Below are 18,413 nucleotides of genomic sequence, written 5' to 3' on the forward strand. Positions count from 1 at the left end.
GTCGCGTTCGAGGTTTAGTCATGTCTATCTTTTCGGGTATCTGGGTTCCTGTTGTCACGCCGTTCGCCGACGGCGCCGTCGATCACGTCGCGCTGCGCCGGCTGGTGCGTTTCTATGCCGATGCGGGCGTCGCGGGTCTGGTCGCGCTCGGCACCACCGGCGAGCCGGCGGCGCTCGAGGCCGCCGAGCAGGACGCGGTGCTGGCGACCATCCTCGCCGAAGCCGGCGCGTTGCCGGTGCTGGCGGGTGTGGCGGGCAACCAGGCCGCGCATCTGCGCGAGCGTATAGCGCAGTTGAACGAGTTGCCGGTGGCCGGTGTGCTGATCTCGGCGCCGTATTACATCCGGCCTTCGCAGGCGGGACTGATCGAGCACTTCACCGCGCTGGCCGATCTCAGCGTCAAGCCGGTCGTGCTGTACGACATTCCGTATCGCACCGGCGTGCGTCTCGAACTCGCAACGCTGCTGACGCTGGCGGCGCATCCGCGAATTCAGGCGGTGAAGGACTGCGCCGGTTCGCTCGACACCACGCTGGCGCTGATCCTCGACGGCCGCCTGCAGGTGCTGGCCGGCGACGACATCCATCTGTTCAATACGCTCTGCCTGGGCGGCAGCGGTGCGATTGCGGCGTCGGCGCACGTGCATCCGGAGCGCTTCGTGGCGCTGTACCGTGCGCTGACGGAGGGCCGCCTCGAAGAGGGCCGGGGGATTTTTCATGGGCTTGCGCCGTTGATCGGGGCATTGTGTTCGGAACCCAATCCCGGCCCGGTGAAGGCGGCGCTCGCGAGCCAGGGGTTGATCCGCGACGAACTGCGTGCGCCGATGACGCGGGCGACGGACGCGCTGCGCGAGCGTCTGCGCGAACTGGTGGCGGCTTGAGGGCAAACGCGTGGATGGGCTGGGTAATTGATTCGGTATCCTGTGAAATGCAGAAGCCTCTCGCTCATTAGGCTTCCGAATTTGAGATGATGTCCGGCGGGACAGAGGGATAATTTGCGCCCTTCTTTCCTCTCATGTCGGCGCTTGTCCGACTCACGTTGCATGCCGGCTAGCACCTTCTTCGCTGCTGATGTCTTCCCTCCTTCGTCTGTGTGCCGGACTCGCCCGCGCCGTTGCGGGTCCGTCAAGCGCTGCGCGCCGCGGACGGGGAGCCGCTGATGGCTTCCATCCTCGGCGCCGGCAGCCGGCTCAGCAGCGGCGAGATCCGCTTCGTCACCCGGCGCACGGCGTTGAGCATCGCCATCGCGGCGGCGGTGGGTGCGGCGGCGCTGTCGCTCGCAGCGGGCATCGCTATCGGCCTCTATCTGCCCACGCATCGTGCGGCGGGTCTGGGCAGCGAGGCCGTGAGCCGTGTCGAGCACAACTATGCGATCGATCAGCTCGGCAAGCTCGATGCGTCAGTGGCGCAGATCGAGCCGCGGATCGAGCGCTTGACGAACGAGGTCGGCGCCTTGCGCGATTTCGAAGCCCGCCTGAACACGCCGAAAGCGCCGCCACGCGCGCCTGCCAACCCGGCGGATCAGGACACTTCCGACGCCGACGGCGAAGGCGGCCCGTCGCTGCCGCCGCAGCGCTGTGTCGAAGTGGCGACGCAGTCCTCGCGCGACGATGCCGCTACCACTCGCCAGCAACTCGAGTGCATGAGCGCGACACTCGCCGCGCTCGAACATGCAACCGACCTCCACCAGGTCGCGTTCAACGCGTTTCCGGGCCGCATGCCGGCCGACGGCGCGCGCTTCGGCTCGCCGTTCGGCAACCGCGTCGATCCGTTCACGGGCAGGCTCAGTTTCCATCCGGGCGTCGATCTGGTCGCGCAAAGCGGTACGCCGATTCTCGCCGCAGCCGGTGGCCGCGTGATCTTCGCGGGGCCGAAGGGCGGCTACGGCAACGCGGTCGAGATCGATCATGGCAACGGCCTTATCACGCGCTACGGTCACGCCTCGCGCATCCTCGTGCATGAAGGCGATCTGGTGCTGCCGCGCCAGCATGTCGCCGATATCGGCACCACCGGCCGCTCGACCGGACCGCATCTGCACTTCGAAGTGCTGGTGAACGGCGCCCCGGTCGATCCGACCGGCTACCTTGCGCTGTTCGGCGCCCATCCTCATGGTTGATCTTCGTTCGACCCGCGCGGCGGGCAGTCTGACGCAGCGCGTCTACGCGTTGCAGCCGGTGCGTCCGCGTGCCGTGCGCGTCGCGCTCTGGGCTGTCGTCTGCGCATGCAGCGTGGCCGTGGGCGCCGCGGCGATGAGCGGCTACGCGACCCGGCGCGCTGCGTTGCCGGCCGCATGCGCGAGCACGCCGGTCTCGCCGGACGGCGTGCAAGCCGAACTCGAGCGCACCCGGCTTGCGCTCGCGCAGGAGTCGACGGCGCGCGCGGCCGTCCAGAAGGCCGCCGACGCCTCAGCCGCCGAAGCGGCGCGTCTGAATACCGAATTGCTGTTTCTGCGCGGCCAGAGCCAGAAGCACCGTTGACCGTGCCATTTGACGCACGGTTGAACCGGCAAGCCGGCGCGTCGCCCGGTCACGCATGCCGCGACGAATCGTTCCACTCATCAGTTAGAGACCCGTTATGTTTAGCAAGAAGAAAGCCACGAGCATCCAGCACACCAAGCTCGCCACCCTGATCGCCCACGACGTGCGCATTACCGGCGACCTCGAATTCAGCGAAGGCCTGCGCATGGACGGCCACGTGCATGGCAATGTCAGCGGCAAGGCGGGCACGCAGACATTGCTCGTGCTGAGCGACCGCGGCTCGATCGAGGGCAACGTGCATGGCTACGACGTGGTGGTGAACGGCAAGATCGTCGGCGACGTGATTGCCGATCATTTCGTCGAGCTGCAGCCCAACGCGCATGTGACCGGCAACATCCAGTACCAGCAACTGCGCATGGATTGCGGCGCGTCGGTGGACGGCAAGCTGACGCGGCGCGACCCGGCGCTTGCGCCTGTTATGGTCGGCGGTGCGGCGGTCGACTCCGAACCGCAACCGGTTTGAGCGCCCGAGTCCCTTCGCTTTAGCTCGCCCGCTGCATGGGAACGCTCCGCTCGGGCAAGTCGGCCCGATCGGGTAAATCAGGCAACTCGCGCGACTCGCGCGGCGGATCGGAGCGCAGCGCCGGATTGAGCGGATTGGGCCGCTGTGCGGCGCCCTTGTCGAGATTCGCGAGCATGCCTTGCTCGGCGATCAGATGCTGCAAGGCGAGCACGATCAGGCCGATGACCAGCAGCAGATCGCCCGCAAACACAACGGCATATACCGCCGACGTGGTCTGCGGGTTGCCGAGCAGGAGCGAGGCGTTGCCGCGATGCAGCAGCACCAGCGTCAACGGCACCGCGGCATTGAGGCTGGCAATCACACTGGCGATCGCCACCAGCATGCGCGCCGGTCCGAGATCGGGGCGGCGTCTGCGGCACACCTCGTAGAGCGTCAGGGCGCGGCACGGCAGGAAGAACAGCGTGAGGAGCGCGGCGCGATAGACCGGCGGCGCCTTCAACGCATGCGCAAGCGAAAACAACGCACAGAACAGTGCGGTGACGGCGAAGCCTTTGCGCAGCGAGGCGGATTCGCCGAACAGGACGCGCGTGCCGGTCCACACCAGAATCCGCGCCTGCAGGGCAAGGGTGGCCGTTGCGATCAGCAGCAGCGTGGACGGCCACACCGAATGCAGTCCGAAACAGGCGGCCGCCGCGCTCATCATGAAGAATGACGCCGACCACAAGCGAAACGCCGCGACTCGCGCAAGGATGCGCGAGAGTGCCGCCGTCACGATGCCGCTACAGAGGAACGTCATCAGGCAAAGCGAATTGAACGTCGCTACATCGAATTTCATGAATTCTCCAGCGGGCGAAACCTGTGTGCCGCAACGCGTCGTTCGAAAGCGGTTTGCGCCGGACTCCGGCGGCCCGATCGAATCGGCGCTCCGCCTGCCGACCTGCTGCCCATACCGTCTACACCACGGCCATCCGTGCCTTCAGTAAAGCGCTGAAGGCATCCGCCGCCAGCGGTTTGCCGAGCAGAAAGCCCTGCATCTCGTCGCACATCATGGCTTTGAGCTTGCCCAACTGCGACGCGGTCTCGACGCCCTCGGCCACCACGTCCATGTCGAGCGAATGCGCAAGCGCGATGATCGCCGACACGATTGCCGTGCCTTCCGGACCTTGGTCGTCGAGACCGCTGGTAAAGAAGCGATCGATCTTCAACTGCTTGACGCGGAAGCGCTGCAGATACGCGAGGCTCGAATAGCCGGTGCCGAAGTCGTCGATGGCGATCTCAAAGCCGCTCGTCTGAAATTCGCGGATCATCTCGATCGTGCGGGGCGCATCCTGCATGGCGACGGTTTCGGTGATCTCGAACATGATCCGGTCGCAGTCCACCTGTTCGGCCTGCACGATCTCGAGCACGTTGGCGACGAGATTCGGCTGCGATAGCTGGCGCGGCGACAGGTTGATGGCGATCTTCATCGACGGCAGCCCGGCGTCGACCCAGCGGCGGATCTGCCGGCACGTCTCGCGGACCACCCAGTAGCCGATCTGCACGATCTGGCCGGAGCGTTCGGCAATCGGAATGAACTCCATCGGCGCCAGCACGCCGAGCAGCGGATGGTTCAGGCGGATCAGCGCCTCGGCGCCCGCCAGTTCATTGCTGTCGCCGCGGAATTTAGGCTGGAAGTGCAGGGTGAAATGGCCCGCGGCGAGCGCTTCGTGCAGCGCATGCTGAATTTGCAGCGTGCGTGTGGCCGCTTCGTTCATGCTCGCCTCGAAGAAGCGATATGTGCTGCGTCCCGCGCGCTTGGCTTCGTACATGGCGGCATCCGCGTGCTTGAGCAGGGTGTCGACCGTGTCGCCGTCCTGTGGAAACAGCGCAATGCCGATGCTCGGCATGACCTGCAACGGCTCGCTGTCGCTCCATACCCCTTCGCGCATCCGTTCGAGCACGCCTTCGGCGATCATCCCGGCGTCTTGCTGCGCGAGCAGATTTTCCGACAGCACCACGAATTCGTCGCCGCCGAGCCGCGCCACCGTGTCGGTAGCGCGAACGCAGGCCTGCAGGCGTTGTCCGAAGGCGGCGAGCACCTGGTCGCCGGCCGAATGACCGAGCGAGTCGTTGATAGTCTTGAAGCCGTCCAGATCCATGAACAGGATCGCGAATATGTTGTGACGGCGGCGCGCCAGTTCGATGGCGGTTTCGATCCGCTCAGTGAGCGTCGCGCGGTTCGGCAGGCCGGTCAGCGTGTCGAGCGTGGCGAGGCGCACGATCTGGCCGTTCAGGTTCGAGACGGCGCTCACCAGAAAGGTTGTGCGCGCATCGAAGCGCGACAGCATCAGCGTGACGATCAGGATCGAGAAGGTGAAGAGGGTCACCGCCGTGGCGAGCCACTCGGTGTTGACACCCTTGGCGGCGCCGCAAATAGCGCCGACGGGAAAATCCGCCGCCATCATGCCGGCATAGTGCATGCCGCTGATCGCCACGGCCATGACCAGCGCTGCGCCGGAGCGCGTCCACTTGACGTTGCGCTCGGCGTCGTCGCGCAGCCTGCGGGCAATCAGCAGCGCGGCCATCGAGGCGGCGACCGCAATCGCAAGCGACGCGGCAAACCACGCCGGCTGGTACTGGATACCGGGTTGCATGCGCATGGCCGCCATCCCGGTGTAGTGCATCCCCGCAATGCCGATTCCCATCAGCACGCTGCCGCTCACCAGGTGAACCGGCGTGAGCCGCGCACGTGTGGTGACGAGCAACGCAAAATACGACACCACCACCGCGATGGCGAGCGAGTCGCCCGTCAGCGCGAAGTCGTAGCCGAGTGGAATGGGCAGCGACAGCGCCAGCATCGCGATGAAATGCATCGACCAGATGCCGACACCCATCGCGGCTGCGCCGCCGGCCAGCCACGCGTGCCGCAGTCGTGACGACGCCAGCAACGCGATGCGTCCGGTCAGGTCGAGGGCGGTGTACGACGCAAGCGCCGCGACGATGAACGACACCGCCACCAGCCAGAAGTTGTATGTGCCAAGCATGTTTAGTCCAGCCGTGTAAGGAGAGACGGCTCAACTGGTTATCGACCGATGGCAGGTTTTGTTTAATTAATTTGCGTGAAGCGGTGCTCGGTTTTGCGAGGAGGCCACGTGGCCGCTGCGATTTAACAATTCAACCCGTTTTTGACCGGTACCTTGCATAAACAAATAGACGCTGATACTGTCTGGCCCAGACCAAATAGGCGTTCTAGCTCCATCTATCTATTGTGCATAGCAAGGTTCCTTGCTATGCACGGCACGTCCTGCGGACAACGATGAAGACGCAGTTGAAGAAAGGGGCGCTCGATATGTGCGTGTTGGCCGTTCTGGCGCGCAGGGACAGTTACGCCTATGAACTGGCGTCGACGCTCGCGACCGCGATGGACATGGGCGAAGGCACGATCTATCCGTTGATGCGCCGTCTGCAGGCCGAGTCGTGCGTGTCGACCTATGTCGTCGAATCGACTTCGGGGCCGCCGCGTAAGTACTACTCATTGACCGGCATCGGCCGTCGCCGATTGCTGGAAATGCAGGCGGAGTGGCGCAGTTTTGTCGACGAGGTCGACGGCGTGTTGCGGCATCAAATTGAGCAGTAGGCGGCGATCGGTGGAAGGCCCCGGGGGCATCGGGGTTCGGTCGTTTTCATTCAGTCAAAAAGTAAAAGCAAGCAGGCGATATGGCTCTCTTCCAGTGTCTTGATGTGCATGGGCGATGTGCGACGCGCCCAGGTTTCTGCCTCGGCTCGATGCTCCTTCTGTTGACGCTTGCCGGATGCGCAAAACATCAGGCCGGCGGTGCGGGCGATGCGGCATCGGCAACCGAAGTCGGTGTGCTGGTCATGGCGCCGCAAAAGATCGTCGAGCGCACCGAGTTGTCCGGACGCCTGTCCGCACTCAATGTCGCCGACGTGCGTCCGCAGATTTCGGGCATCGTGCAAAAGCGGCTGTTTACCGAAGGTGCCGACGTCGCGGCCGGGCAGCCGCTTTACCAGATCGATCCGGCGGTCTACCAGGCCACCTACGATCAGGCCCGCGGCGTGCTGGCGAAGGCTGAAGCGGTGTTGTCGGACGCGAAGGCGAAGTCGAGCCGCTATGCGGAGCTGGTCAAGATCAACGCGGTGAGCAAGCAGGACTACGACGACGCCGTGGCCGCCGTGAACGAAGATCAGGCCGACGTGCTGGCCGATCATGCCTCGCTCGAGTCGGCGCGTATCAATCTGGGCTATACGCGCATCACGAGTCCGATCTCCGGGCAGATCGGCGTGTCGAGCGTGACGGCCGGCGCGCTCGTCACGGCGGAACAAACCACCGCGCTTGCGACGGTCCAGTCGATTGACCGCATGTATCTCGACGTGACCCGTCCCAGCATCGATTGGTTAAGACTCCGAAAGGCATTCAATGCGGGTCATCTGAAGCGGGTGGGCGCGCAGGGCGCGGCCGTGCATATCGTGATGGAAGACGGCTCCGATTACGCGCAGCCGGGCACGCTGGCCTTCTCGGACATCACCGTCGATCAGACCACCGGATCGGTCACGCTGCGCGTGGTGGTGCCCAATCCCGAGCACGAGCTGCTGCCTGGGATGTTCGTGCGGGCCGATCTGGAAGAGGGGGCCGACGACCAGGCCATGCTGGTTCCGCAACTGGCCGTCACCCGTACGCCGGACGGTCAGGCAACGGTCTGGCTGGCCGGCGCCGACGGTAAGGCGCACGCGGCGACCGTCAAGGCCGAGACGGCCTACGGCGACCGCTGGATCGTTTCGCAGGGCCTGAAAATCGGCGATCGCGTGGTGATCAGCGGCGCCAGCCAGCTTCAGGATGGAGCACCGGTCACGGTGACCGACACGCATGCCTCCAACGCGCCCGCGGCTAGCGGTGCAGCAGTACACGGTTAACCGGGGAAGAAATGGCACGTTTTTTCATCGATAGGCCGGTACTGGCCTGGGTCATCGCGTTCGTCATCATGATCGCCGGCGTGCTGGCCGTGCGTTCGATGCCGATCGAGCAATACCCGTCGGTCGCGCCGCCCGTCATCCAGATTGTCGCTACCTACCCGGGGGCATCGGCCGACACCGTGGCCGCCAACGTCACGCAGGTGATCGAGCAGAGCCTGAGCGGCATCGATCACCTGCTCTATATGTCGTCGACCAGCAGCAATGCCGGCCAGGCCACCATCACGCTGACGCTCGAACCAGGGGCCAACGCCGACATCGCGCAGATGCAGGTGCAAAACAAGGTGAGCCAGGTGTCCGCCTTGCTGCCGCTGGTGGTCGAGCAACAGGGCATCAACGTTTCGAAAGCGAGCAGCAGCTTTCTGATGGTGGTGTCGCTGTCGTCGCGTAGCGGGCGGCTGAACTCGATCGAACTCGGCAATCTGCTGGCGAGCCAGCTTCAGGACCCCATCACCGAAATCAACGGCGTCGGCGGCGTGAACCTGTTTTCGCCGCAGCACGCGATGCGCATCTGGTTGAACCCGCTCAAGCTGCATAGCTTCGGCTTGACGGCGAGCGACGTGACGACCGCGATCGCCAACCAGAACGTCGAGACCTCGGTCGGTGAACTGGGCGGGTCGCCGGCCACCGCATCCCAGGCGATCAACGCCACCATCACCGCCTCGAGCCTGATGCGCAACGCGGAGCAGTTCGGCGACATTCTGCTGCGCGTGAACAGCAACGGTTCCAAGGTACGGCTGAAGGACGTCGCACGCGTCGAGGTGGGCGGCGATACCTACGACATCGTGTCGCGCATGGGCGGCAGGCCGGCAGCAGCCCTCGCGATCGAGCTGGCCACCGGCGCCAACGCGATGGCCGTGGCGACCGCCGTGCGTGCACGCGTCGACGAACTGAAAGCGCAGCTACCCGCCGATGTCGAAGTCGACTACCCGTTCGACACGACGCCGTTCGTGAAAATTTCGATCGTCGATGTCATGAAGACGCTGATCGAATCGGTGGTCCTCGTGTTCCTCGTCATGCTGGTTTTTCTGCGCAGCGTGCGCACGACGCTGATTCCGGCCGTGGTGATCCCGATTGCGCTGCTCGGCACCTGCATCGTGCTGTGGGTGGCCGGCATGTCGCTCAACGTGCTGTCGATGTTCGCCGTGGTGCTGGCGATCGGCCTGCTGGTCGACGACGCGATCGTGGTGGTCGAGAACGTCGACCGGATGATGCGGGAAGAAGGATTGAGTCCGCGCGACGCCACCCGCAAGGCGATGAAGCAGATCACCGGCGCACTGGTGGGCATCACGACCGTGCTGACCGCGGTGTTTATCCCCATGGCCTTCTTCTCCGGGTCGACCGGCGGCATTTACCGTCAGTTCTCCGTGACGATTGTGGCGGCGATGGTGTTGTCGTTGCTGCTGGCGCTCACCTTGACGCCCGCCCTGTGCGCCACCGTGCTGAAACCGGCCCGTAACGACGATGCGGCCCATACCGGACGTGTGGCCCGCTTCATCGAGCACGGCATCGAGCGTTATCGCGGCTGGCTGGCGGCGTTTCTTGCGCGCCCGGTGCGCTTCGTGGTGCTTTTCGGTGTGATCGTCGTGGCGCTCGCCTGGCTGATGAGTGGGCTGCCCACCTCGTATCTGCCCGACGAGGATCAAGGCGTGGTGGTGGTGCTGGTGTCGACGCCGGTCGGCACGCCGATGTCCGTGACGGACCGGACGGTCAAGCTGGCCGAGGACTACTTCATGCATCATGAGCCGGGCACGGACAAGGTGTTGGCGATCGACGGCTTCAGCTTCAATGGACAAGGCCAGAACAATGCGATCCTGTTTGTCAGCCTGAAGGACTGGAGTCAGCGCAGCGGCGCCGATCAGCAGGCGAGCGCCATCCTGAACCGCGCGAACGCGCATTTCGCTTCGTTGCGCGACGCGCAGGTGTTTGCCGTGAACCTGCCGGCTATCCCGAGTCTGGGCAACCAGAGCGGTCTCGATTTCGAGGTCGAGGATCGCGCGGGGTTGGGACACGAGCGGCTATTGCAAGCGCGCAATATGCTGATGGGACTCGCCGCGAAAAATGCCACGCTTGCGCAGACGCATCCGGCCGGACTGGACGACACGCCGCAATTCCATGTCGACATCGATCGCGAGAAGGCCAGCGCGCTCGGCCTGTCGATCGCGGATATCAACAACACGCTCGAGATCGCTTTCGGCTCGGCCTACGTGAACAACTACGTCGACACGGGGCGAATCCAGCGTGTGTTCGTGCAGGCCGACGCACCGTACCGGATGATGCCGGACGATATCGGCCAATGGTACGTGCGAACGGTCGCGGGGGATGGGCTGGTGTCGACATCCGGTCCCGGCACGGTCAGCTATGACGGGCAGATGGTGCCGTTCTCCGCCTTCTCGACCACCCGCTGGACATTCGGCTCGCCGCAGATCGAGCGCTACAACCATATGCTGTCGATGGAAATGACCGCGCAGACAGGCCCAGGTGCGAGTACCGGCGACGCGATGAAGGCGATCGAAAAAATCGCCGCGCAACTGCCCAAAGGCTTCTCCGTGGAATGGACCGGCCAGTCCTACCAGGAGGTCTTATCCAACTCGCAGTCGCTGTATCTCTACGGCATCTCGATCGTGATTGTGTTCCTGTGCCTCGCCGGCCTGTATGAAAGCTGGAGCATGCCGTTCGCGGTGCTGCTGGTGGTGCCGCTGGGGGCTCTGGGGGCCGTGCTGGCCGTGACGCTGCGAGGCATGCCTAACGACATCTATTTCAAGGTGGGGCTGCTCACGACGATCGGTCTCGCCACCAAGAACGCGATTCTGATCATCGAGTTCGCCAAGGAGTTGCACGAGCAGGGGCGCGACCTGATGGATGCGGCGCTCGAAGCGGCGCGCTTGCGGGTCAAGCCGATCCTGATGACGTCGATCGCGTTCGTATTCGGCGTGCTGCCGCTCGTTTTCAGCGACGGCGCCGGTGCCGAGAGCCGGCGCGCGATCGGCACGGCAGTGGCGGGCGGCATGTTTGGCGCGACGGTGCTGGCGGTCTTTTACGTGCCGCTGTTTTTTATTCTGGTGCGCAAGCTATTCAAGGCGCGCAAGTTGCATTCCGATACGACTAACCCGGCGGAGTCCGAGCAATGAAGCGGCGTCTTCTTGGCAGCGTGTTATGCATCATCGGCCTGTGCTCCTGCACGCTGGAGCCTGACTACAAGCGCCCCGCTTTGCCGGTGGTGTCGGCCTGGTCCGATGCGGCGGGCGTAGCGGGCGCGTCGTCCGCCGCGGCCGCGGATGCGGCGAATCCTCCGGCGCCGCTCGCGGCCGACGTGGACTGGCGAACCTTTTTCCAGGATCCCACGTTGCAGCAGTTGATCGGCCTCGCGCTCGACAACAATCGCGACCTGCGCGTGGCTGCGCTGAATGTGGCCCAATACGAAGCGCAATACCGCATCGCGCGGTCGGCACTCCTGCCGACCATCGACGCCACAGGCGCGGTGGACAACACGCGCGCGCTCGGCCTCACATCGAAAGAAAGCAGCGTGACGCTGGGCGAGACGTCGTGGGAGCTCGATTTTTTCGGGCGTCTGCGCAGCCTCAAGCACCAGGCGCTCGAGCAATATCTGGCAACCGACGCTTCGCAAGCCAGCACGCGCATCAGCCTGATTGCGACCGTCGCGACCGATTATTTTCAATGGCTGGCCGATCAATCGCTGCTCGAGGTGGCGACCGCGACGGCCGAGGCCGACCGGCAGACGTATGAGGTCAATCTGAAAAGCGAGCAGATCGGCAATGCGTCGATGCAGGATGTGCGGCAGGCGGAATCGGAATATGCGAGCGTGCGTTCGAGCCTGATCGCCGACCGCCGCGCGGTGGCGCAGGACCTCAACAACCTGGTGGCGGTGATCGGCTGTCCTGTTCCCGACGGCCTGCTGAAGAGCGGTGCGCTCGACGCCGCACAACTGCCGCCGGTGAGCGCCGGTGTACCCTCCGACCTGTTGACGCGGCGGCCCGACATCCTCGAGGCGGAACATACGTTGAAAGCCGCCAACGCGAACGTGGGGGCGGCCCGCGCGGCCTTTTTCCCCGCGATCCAGTTGACCGCTTCGGCGGGCACGGCGAGTACCGCGCTGTCCGGGTTGTTCAAGGCGGCGACCGGCGCGTGGACCTTCGCACCCACGGTGACAATGCCGATCTTCGACTATGGGAACAATCGAGCCGCGCTCGACGTCGCGAAGATCCAGACGCAGATCGACGTTGCCAATTACGAAAAGGCGATTCAGACGGCCTTCAAGGAAGTGGCGAACGCGCTTGCCGGACGCACGACGTATGTCGATCAGGTGGCGTCGGACCGCGAATACGTATCGGCGTCGACGCATTACGACGAGCTGGCGCAGGCGCGCTATCGAGCGGGGACCGACAGTTTCCTGGTCCTGCTCGATGCCGAACGCACGCTTTATACGGCGAGGCAGCAACTGGTCAACGACCGCTTCGCGGAACTGAGCAATCTGATTACGCTCTATAAGGCCCTGGGCGGCGGGTGGACTAGTCCTGCCGCATAGGGGCAATCGCTTCGCTGCTGTCATTGGCCAATTCGAAGCCTTCGTCCAGCCAGCCGGCGATGCCGCCGATCATCAGCTTGACCGGCCGCCCCAATTGCGCGAGACGGATCGCGCCACGTGTCGCGCCGTTGCAATGCGGCCCGGCGCAATAGGTGACGAACAGTGTGTCGTCAGGGTAATCCACGAGCTTCGAAGCGACGATCTTGCCGTGCGGCAGATTGATCGCGCCGGGGATATGTCCTTGCAGATAGAGCGTGGGGCTGCGCACGTCGAGCAGCACGAAACCGGGCGTGCCGCTGGCGTACGCGGCGAACACGTCCGAGCAATCGGTTTCGAAGCGCAGCGAGGCCTCGAAGTGTGTGAGCGCGCTGGCGCTGTCCGCTGCGGCGAGGGTTGTGACGGCGTTGCTGGACGACATGGCCGGACTCCTGAATGAGCGACGAGTGAACGATAGATAAGCGATAGACGAGCCGTCATTGTTGACGATAGCCATTCCGTGCGACAGTGGCGCAATCGTCAATCTCCGGTAACATCGCGCCATGCAAGATCATCTCGTCGTCGCGCTGGTTTACGACCGGCTCTGCACCTTCGAATTCGGTTGCGTCGCCGAACTGTTCGCGCTCGAGCGGCCCGAACTGGAACTCGACTGGTACCGCTTTGCGGCCTGCGCCGTCGAGCCGGGACCGCTGCGCGCCGCGGGCGGCATCACCGTTGCGGCGCCGTACTCGCTGCGGCTGCTCGATCGCGCCGCAACGATCGTCGTGCCAGGCTGGCGCGATGCCGACGAGTTGCCGCCCGCCCCCTTGCTGAAGAAAATCCGCGCCGCCTACCAGCGTGGCGCACGGCTCTGCTCGATCTGCTCGGGCGTCTTCGTGCTGGCCGCGGCGGGCGTGCTCGACGGCAAAACGGTCACTACGCATTGGCGCTATGCCGACAAGCTGCAGCAACGCTATCCGCAACTGCGGGTGCAGCCGGACGCGCTGTACGTCGACGAAGGGCAGGTCATGACCTCGGCGGGCTCGGCGGCCGGCCTCGATATGCTGCTGCATCTGGTGCGGCGCGACTACGGCAGTGCCGTCGCCAACCGGGTGGCCCAGCGGCTGGTGGTGCCGCCGCATCGCGAGGGCGGTCAGGCGCAGTTCGTGCCGCGGCCCATGTTGCCGGACGAGGGCGGCCGGGTCGCAAGGCTAATGGACTGGATTCGGGCTAACCCTGCCTTGCCGCACACCTTGCGCTCGCTAGCCGAACGCGCCGCCATGAGTCCGCGCACGCTGCAGCGCCAGTTTCACGATGCAACAGGAATGGCGCCCTATGAGTGGCTCGTGCGTGAACGCGTGGCGCTTGCGCGCGAGTTGCTGGAGTCGCAGAACGCGATGTCCATGGCGCGGGTCGCGCAAACGGCCGGGTTCGGCTCGGAAGAGTCGCTGCGCCGTCACTTCCGCCGCATTGCCTTGACGAGTCCGGGGGCCTACCGCAAGAAGTTTGGCGTGGAGGTGGGGGGAGGGTGATTGGGGTTCGCGCAATCGTCAATTTTCTGTCAGCATCACTAGCAGCGCCCGAACCTGCGACGATGTCCTCATGGAGCGAGGCGCTGATGCAAGATGCCTGTTGTCGAGTGCGCGATTCCCAACCCGTCCACCCATGCGTGCAAACCCTTTCGCCGTTGTTGCTGTTCTCGCCGTGCTAGTGCCGTCGCTCGTTGCCGCTCAGGCATTCGAGAGCGGTTCGCGCGCCGAGTTGTACCGGCGCTACGTACTCGCCGGCAAGGATGTGCAGTGCCGCACCAATGCCTCGTGCGCGGCACTGGGCGTCGCGGCGCTCGATGCGGGGCGCATCAAGGATGCGCAGTCGCTGGTCGATATGGAATCCATGCTGGCGGATGCCACCACCTTGCAGGCCGAAGAGGACAACTCGCCGAAGGCGATCAACTCGGCGCACGCGCGGGTGGCGATGGCGCTGATCCATCAGGGCGATGTGCAGGCGAGCCTGGGTGCGTTTTCGAACGCCCGTTTGTACTACCGCACTGCCGCAAGCAGCGGCAAGGACGCGCCGGACGACGTCATGCTGAGCCGCGTCGTCGCGCTCGCGCAGCAACGTCTTGCAGGGGTCGCGGACAAGCAGGTGGTGCAGGGCTTGCCTGCCTCCGGCGTGCAGTTTGCGCGCTATCTGAAGCTGGGCGCGTGGAGCAACCTCACGTTGACGCCGCTCAAAGGGCGTCGCGGCGTGTACCGGCTCCTGGCCGAGTTTCTCTATCCGAGCGTCAGCGGCGACGGCCAGCCGGTGGCCAGTCGCGGGATCCTGCTGGCGAACGTGCGCTTTTATGGCGCGATTGCGCGGGTCGTCATTTCGGATCAGCCGCAAGGTACGCCGCTCGATGCGACCGCGAAAGTGACCAACCTCGCCGCGTACGATGGACACGCCGACAAGTGCCTCGTCGAGTTCAGGCTCGCCGAGCCGGAGACGCTCGATGTGGCGACGCACGGTTCCGCGGCGGCATGCGGATTCGGTCCCAAAGTGACGGCCGACGGCCGATATTATCTAAAGACGGGTTCCTGAACCTGGGTCTCTGACTATCGGGGTGAGCGTATGCGCAATGCAATGGACTACCCATCGGTGGTGTTCGTTTCGACGCTGGTGGCGATGTCTTTGTCGGCATGGATTGGGGCGGGCGTGCTCCGGCGCGTGAAAAGCCTGACGGCGGAATCGCGCGAGGATTTCAATGTGGTTCAGGCGGCCACGCTGACGCTGCTTGCGCTGATGATCGGCTTCAGTTTTTCGATGGCGGTGGGCCGTTACGATCAGCGCAAGAACTACGAAGAAGAAGAGGCCAATGCCATCGGCACGGAATATGTGCGGGCCGATCTGCTGCCCTCCGCGGATGCGCAGCAGGTGCGTGCGCTCTTGAGCCGCTATATCGAGCAACGCGTGTTGTTCTATCAGACGCGCGATGTTCAGGAGCTCGAACGGATCAACGCCACCACCATGCAACTGCAAGCCGGACTCTGGGCTGCGGTTCGCGACGCCGCCGCGGCCCAGCCGAATCCCGTGACCACGCTGGCGGTGGCCGGCATGAACGAGGTGCTGAACTCGCAGGGCTACACTCAGGCCGCGTGGTGGAACCGCATTCCGCTTGCTGCGTGGGGGTTGATGGTGGCGATTGCGGTGTGCTGCAATCTGCTGGTCGGTTACGGCGCGCGCACGGCCAAAGTGGGCCTGACGCTGCTGGTGGTGTTGCCGGTGGTGGTCGCCACCTCGTTTGCGCTGATCGCGGATATCGACAGCCCGCGTGGCGGCATCATTCGTGTGAGCCCGATCAACCTCGTCAGCACGGCGCAATCGCTGCGGCCGAGCTAACAGACTTCATGCGACTGCCCGCCGCATGGCGGGCAGTCGCGACGAGCTTACTTCGGATGCTCGTCCTTATGCTCAGCCTCCGGCTTGTGCTGCTGCGCCGGATGCGGCTGTTGCTGCGGGTGAGGGTGCTGCGCCGGCGCCGGATGCGGTGCCGGGTGCGGAGCGGCATGCTGCTGCTGGGCCGGATGCGGGTTCGCATGTGGAGCCGGTGCGGCTTCCTCGGCGTGCTGCTTCGGCGCCGCTTCTTCCGCGTGTTGCGCTTCGCCGCCGGGGGCCTGGCCGCGCGGCGCTTCGGCTGCGTGTTGCGCTTCGGGCTGTGCGTGCTCGCCTTCCGGTGCACGCGGCGCCGGCGCAGCGCCTTCAGCCGGCCGTGCGTCGTGCGCTTGTGCTTGTGCTTGCGGTTGGCCGTGCTCAGCTTCGCCTTGCGGACGGGGCACACCGTTCTCGTGTGCTTCGTTGGCCGGGTTAGCCTCATTCGTGCGCGGCGGCTGTTCAGCTTCCGGCTTCGGTGCCGCGGCGTTCGGCGCGTGCGCTTGCTGCTCGGCCGGGTTCGGCGCATGAGCCTCAGCCTGCGCGGCATTGCCGTGTCCCGGCGCGCCTTGCGGACCCACCGGGTGCACCTGCGCCCGGTTGATCACGCGAAAGCCTGCCGGGGCCGCGACCGCACCCGCTTTGCCCGGATGGGCCGCCGCAGCCGCAGCAAAGGCTGCCGGCGCCGCGGTGCGCACCACCGGGTCACCCGCACCCGGCACCTTGCCGCCACCCGCCGCAAAGCGTTGGGCGAGCGCGTCGTGATACGCGGCCGGTACGACAGGCGCGCGGGTCGCCACGACCTGGCGCTGTGCGAGCGCCGCCGGTGCGCCGACATGGGCCGGCCGCAAGGCGCCGGCAAAGCTCTGCTGAACCGGTGCGATGGCCGGCGCGCCGGCGCCGATCTGCGCATGAGCCAACGCCTGCGCATTGAACGGACGTGCCGCCTGCGCGACGGACTCGCCGCGCACGAAGGCATTCGCCGGCACGGCGGTGATGGCGCCCGGCGCGTTCTGATTGATGTACGTGTTGTGAATGTTGGTGACGTTGTTGATGATCGTCGTGTTGTGAACGTTGGTGATGTTCACGTTGTTGATGCGGTTGTAGTACGTCGGGCTGTAGTGATACGCCGGATGCCACGGCTCTCCCGGTCCGAGTGCGAACCACGCCACGCCTGCGCCGATTGCGCCGCCGATGGCGAGATCCACGCCCCAATGCGCGCCGCCACCGCCACCGCCGCCCACAAACGCCACCAGTGCCGGTGCATACACCGGCGGCTGCGTTACCACCACCGGACCCGGCACCCAGGCCCACGAGCGGTCGATATACGCCCAGCGGCCATAGTGGAAAGGCGCGAAGCCCCACGGCGCATCGTCCACCCATGTCCAGCCCCACGGCGCGACCCAGGCCCAGTGGCCCTCGTGATACGGCGCCCAGCCGGTCGCGACGGTGGTCGGCACCCACACTTCGCCGTAGTTCGGCTCGCTGCGCCACGTGCCGTTGGCGTCGAGGTCCTCATAGCCGGGGATTTCGCGCGACACGTAGCGGGCGGAGATCGAGTTGTCTTCCGCGCGATCGCGGGTAGCGACCCACTGGTCGAACGCGTCGAGCGCGGGAGCGGAGCCGCCGGTCTGTTGCTGCAGACTGGTGCCGACAAACTGGATCTGCTGACCGGCGCTCATCTGGAACGAACCGCCGTCGCCATACAGCGTGGCGTTGCCGGCGCGCACCGTGACGGTGGTCGAACTGCCGTCGGCCGCCACGTCGACGCGGAACAGGCCAGGCGCGGTGGCGACGAGCGCCACGTTGGGCGTGTCGATTTCGAAGTTCTGGCCGGCGGGCAGCGCGCGCACATGCGCGGACAGCGTGCCTTGCGTGACCTTCAACTGCGTGATCGTGTCGTTCAGGTTGACGATGTCGAGGGCGGTCTGCTGATCGAGCCGCAACGCGGTGGACCCGGCGTGCAGCTCGGCTCGCGCATTGGCGTCGGCCCACAACTGGTCACCCGTCGTGAGCGGCCGGTTCAGCACGGCGTAGGACCAGTCGGTCAGGCCGGCCGGTTCCAGCGTGACAGTGCCGGCAAAGTAATTCAGACGTGCGACGCGGTCAGGCGGATCGCCGGCCGCGGCAGCGGCGGGGGCGGTGGGCGACGGCACCTGAGCCAGCCCCGTGAGCGGGATCATGGCAAGAACGGCAGAGACCGAGAGCGCGGTGGCGCGGATGCGGTGGAAGGTTGTTGTCATTATCGGCTGCTCCGAAGGTTTCATTTTGGTCAGGCCCGAAGGCGGCCCTTATGCATGCGTCCAACTGGCTAACGCCGCGAACGTGGGAGCGGATGACATTCGCGTTGTAACCGGGACGCGAGTTTGCAACGAAATGTGAGCGCTGCATAGTGGGCTGTGAGCGGGCCGTAAGCGTGACCGCTACGGCAGCACGTTGCGTTCCTGTAAGGCCCGATCTCGACGCGGGCTGGATTGTAAGGACATGCAATCAATGCGTAATCGGATCGATGCAAAGA

The 18,413-nt window shown here is 65.2% G+C and carries 15 protein-coding genes; 11 read left to right on the forward strand and 4 right to left on the reverse strand.

Annotation, left to right across the window (positions count from 1 at the left end; all coding sequences use genetic code 11):
• Positions 1-20: 20 nt before the first annotated feature.
• The 4 genes from dapA (at position 21) to P3T42_RS09115 (ending at position 2,997) form a co-directional block, all read left to right on the forward strand.
• A complete protein-coding gene (gene dapA, locus P3T42_RS09100; protein WP_429305799.1) occupies positions 21-878 on the forward strand; it encodes a 4-hydroxy-tetrahydrodipicolinate synthase in 858 nt (285 codons plus the stop codon).
• 278 nt (positions 879-1,156) lie between these two features.
• Positions 1,157-2,113 carry a M23 family metallopeptidase gene (locus tag P3T42_RS09105; RefSeq protein ID WP_429305800.1) on the forward strand — a complete coding sequence of 319 codons (957 nt, stop codon included), beginning with the start codon at positions 1,157-1,159 and terminating at the stop codon, positions 2,111-2,113.
• Positions 2,106-2,474 (forward strand): hypothetical protein, encoded by a 369-nt coding sequence (locus tag P3T42_RS09110; RefSeq protein WP_429305801.1) that lies wholly within the window; start codon positions 2,106-2,108, stop codon positions 2,472-2,474. The genes P3T42_RS09105 and P3T42_RS09110 overlap by 8 nt, the downstream gene beginning before the upstream one ends.
• A gap of 97 nt (positions 2,475-2,571) precedes the next feature.
• On the forward strand, positions 2,572-2,997 hold the full coding sequence (locus P3T42_RS09115) for a bactofilin family protein (protein ID WP_074294533.1): 426 nt from the start codon (positions 2,572-2,574) through the stop codon (positions 2,995-2,997).
• Positions 2,998-3,016: 19 nt separating this feature from the next.
• On the opposite strand, the gene P3T42_RS09120 is transcribed toward P3T42_RS09115, so the two are convergent.
• Positions 3,017-3,832, reverse strand: coding sequence for a hypothetical protein (locus P3T42_RS09120; RefSeq protein ID WP_429305802.1), 816 nt, complete (start codon positions 3,830-3,832; stop codon positions 3,017-3,019).
• Positions 3,833-3,950: 118 nt separating this feature from the next.
• Positions 3,951-6,020 (reverse strand): putative bifunctional diguanylate cyclase/phosphodiesterase, encoded by a 2,070-nt coding sequence (locus P3T42_RS09125; RefSeq protein ID WP_429305803.1) that lies wholly within the window; start codon positions 6,018-6,020, stop codon positions 3,951-3,953.
• Positions 6,021-6,292: 272 nt separating this feature from the next.
• On the opposite strand from P3T42_RS09125, the gene P3T42_RS09130 reads away from it, so the two are divergent.
• From P3T42_RS09130 to P3T42_RS09145, 4 genes are all read left to right on the forward strand, one after another.
• A complete protein-coding gene (locus P3T42_RS09130) occupies positions 6,293-6,613 on the forward strand; it encodes a PadR family transcriptional regulator (protein WP_429305804.1) in 321 nt (106 codons plus the stop codon).
• Between the two features lie 149 nt (positions 6,614-6,762).
• Positions 6,763-7,908 (forward strand): efflux RND transporter periplasmic adaptor subunit, encoded by a 1,146-nt coding sequence (locus P3T42_RS09135; protein WP_253190012.1) that lies wholly within the window; start codon positions 6,763-6,765, stop codon positions 7,906-7,908.
• An 11-nt stretch (positions 7,909-7,919) separates the two neighbouring features.
• Positions 7,920-11,096: an efflux RND transporter permease subunit gene (locus P3T42_RS09140; protein WP_074294537.1), complete on the forward strand. Its 3,177-nt coding sequence runs from the start codon at positions 7,920-7,922 to the stop codon at positions 11,094-11,096.
• Positions 11,093-12,511 carry an efflux transporter outer membrane subunit gene (locus P3T42_RS09145; RefSeq protein ID WP_429305805.1) on the forward strand — a complete coding sequence of 473 codons (1,419 nt, stop codon included), beginning with the start codon at positions 11,093-11,095 and terminating at the stop codon, positions 12,509-12,511. The genes P3T42_RS09140 and P3T42_RS09145 overlap by 4 nt, the downstream gene beginning before the upstream one ends.
• Here P3T42_RS09145 and P3T42_RS09150 read toward each other — a convergent pair.
• Complete coding sequence (locus tag P3T42_RS09150; protein ID WP_429305806.1) at positions 12,495-12,929, reverse strand: rhodanese-like domain-containing protein; 435 nt, start codon at positions 12,927-12,929, stop codon at positions 12,495-12,497. The genes P3T42_RS09145 and P3T42_RS09150 overlap by 17 nt on opposite strands.
• A 121-nt stretch (positions 12,930-13,050) precedes the next feature.
• On the opposite strand from P3T42_RS09150, the gene ftrA reads away from it, so the two are divergent.
• From ftrA to P3T42_RS09165, 3 genes are all read left to right on the forward strand, one after another.
• On the forward strand, positions 13,051-14,019 hold the full coding sequence (ftrA, locus tag P3T42_RS09155) for a transcriptional regulator FtrA (protein ID WP_429305807.1): 969 nt from the start codon (positions 13,051-13,053) through the stop codon (positions 14,017-14,019).
• A gap of 133 nt (positions 14,020-14,152) precedes the next feature.
• Positions 14,153-15,067: a hypothetical protein gene (locus P3T42_RS09160; protein WP_429305808.1), complete on the forward strand. Its 915-nt coding sequence runs from the start codon at positions 14,153-14,155 to the stop codon at positions 15,065-15,067.
• Positions 15,068-15,109: 42 nt separating this feature from the next.
• A complete protein-coding gene (locus tag P3T42_RS09165; protein WP_429305809.1) occupies positions 15,110-15,865 on the forward strand; it encodes a hypothetical protein in 756 nt (251 codons plus the stop codon).
• 47 nt (positions 15,866-15,912) lie between these two features.
• On the opposite strand, the gene P3T42_RS09170 is transcribed toward P3T42_RS09165, so the two are convergent.
• Positions 15,913-18,162: a DUF6600 domain-containing protein gene (locus P3T42_RS09170; RefSeq protein ID WP_429305810.1), complete on the reverse strand. Its 2,250-nt coding sequence runs from the start codon at positions 18,160-18,162 to the stop codon at positions 15,913-15,915.
• Positions 18,163-18,413 lie beyond the last annotated feature (251 nt).

It is taken from the genome of Paraburkholderia sp. GAS38, assembly GCF_050434965.1.
Taxonomy (GTDB): domain Bacteria; phylum Pseudomonadota; class Gammaproteobacteria; order Burkholderiales; family Burkholderiaceae; genus Paraburkholderia; species Paraburkholderia phenazinium_A.

Bases quoted from the DNA above. Each gene is read 5' to 3' on its own strand.
- P3T42_RS09150 (WP_429305806.1), bottom strand. From the start codon at position 12,929: ATGTCGTCCAGCAACGCCGTCACAACCCTCGCCGCAGCGGACAGCGCC.
- P3T42_RS09125 (WP_429305803.1), bottom strand. From the start codon at position 6,020: ATGCTTGGCACATACAACTTCTGGCTGGTGGCGGTGTCGTTCATCGTC.
- P3T42_RS09120 (WP_429305802.1), bottom strand. From the start codon at position 3,832: ATGAAATTCGATGTAGCGACGTTCAATTCGCTTTGCCTGATGACGTTC.
- dapA (WP_429305799.1), top strand. From the start codon at position 21: ATGTCTATCTTTTCGGGTATCTGGGTTCCTGTTGTCACGCCGTTCGCC.
- P3T42_RS09105 (WP_429305800.1), top strand. From the start codon at position 1,157: ATGGCTTCCATCCTCGGCGCCGGCAGCCGGCTCAGCAGCGGCGAGATC.
- P3T42_RS09165 (WP_429305809.1), top strand. From the start codon at position 15,110: ATGGACTACCCATCGGTGGTGTTCGTTTCGACGCTGGTGGCGATGTCT.
- P3T42_RS09145 (WP_429305805.1), top strand. From the start codon at position 11,093: ATGAAGCGGCGTCTTCTTGGCAGCGTGTTATGCATCATCGGCCTGTGC.
- P3T42_RS09110 (WP_429305801.1), top strand. From the start codon at position 2,106: ATGGTTGATCTTCGTTCGACCCGCGCGGCGGGCAGTCTGACGCAGCGC.
- P3T42_RS09130 (WP_429305804.1), top strand. From the start codon at position 6,293: ATGAAGACGCAGTTGAAGAAAGGGGCGCTCGATATGTGCGTGTTGGCC.
- P3T42_RS09115 (WP_074294533.1), top strand. From the start codon at position 2,572: ATGTTTAGCAAGAAGAAAGCCACGAGCATCCAGCACACCAAGCTCGCC.
- P3T42_RS09140 (WP_074294537.1), top strand. From the start codon at position 7,920: ATGGCACGTTTTTTCATCGATAGGCCGGTACTGGCCTGGGTCATCGCG.
- ftrA (WP_429305807.1), top strand. From the start codon at position 13,051: ATGCAAGATCATCTCGTCGTCGCGCTGGTTTACGACCGGCTCTGCACC.
- P3T42_RS09135 (WP_253190012.1), top strand. From the start codon at position 6,763: ATGCTCCTTCTGTTGACGCTTGCCGGATGCGCAAAACATCAGGCCGGC.
- P3T42_RS09160 (WP_429305808.1), top strand. From the start codon at position 14,153: ATGCGTGCAAACCCTTTCGCCGTTGTTGCTGTTCTCGCCGTGCTAGTG.
- P3T42_RS09170 (WP_429305810.1), bottom strand. From the start codon at position 18,162: ATGAAACCTTCGGAGCAGCCGATAATGACAACAACCTTCCACCGCATC.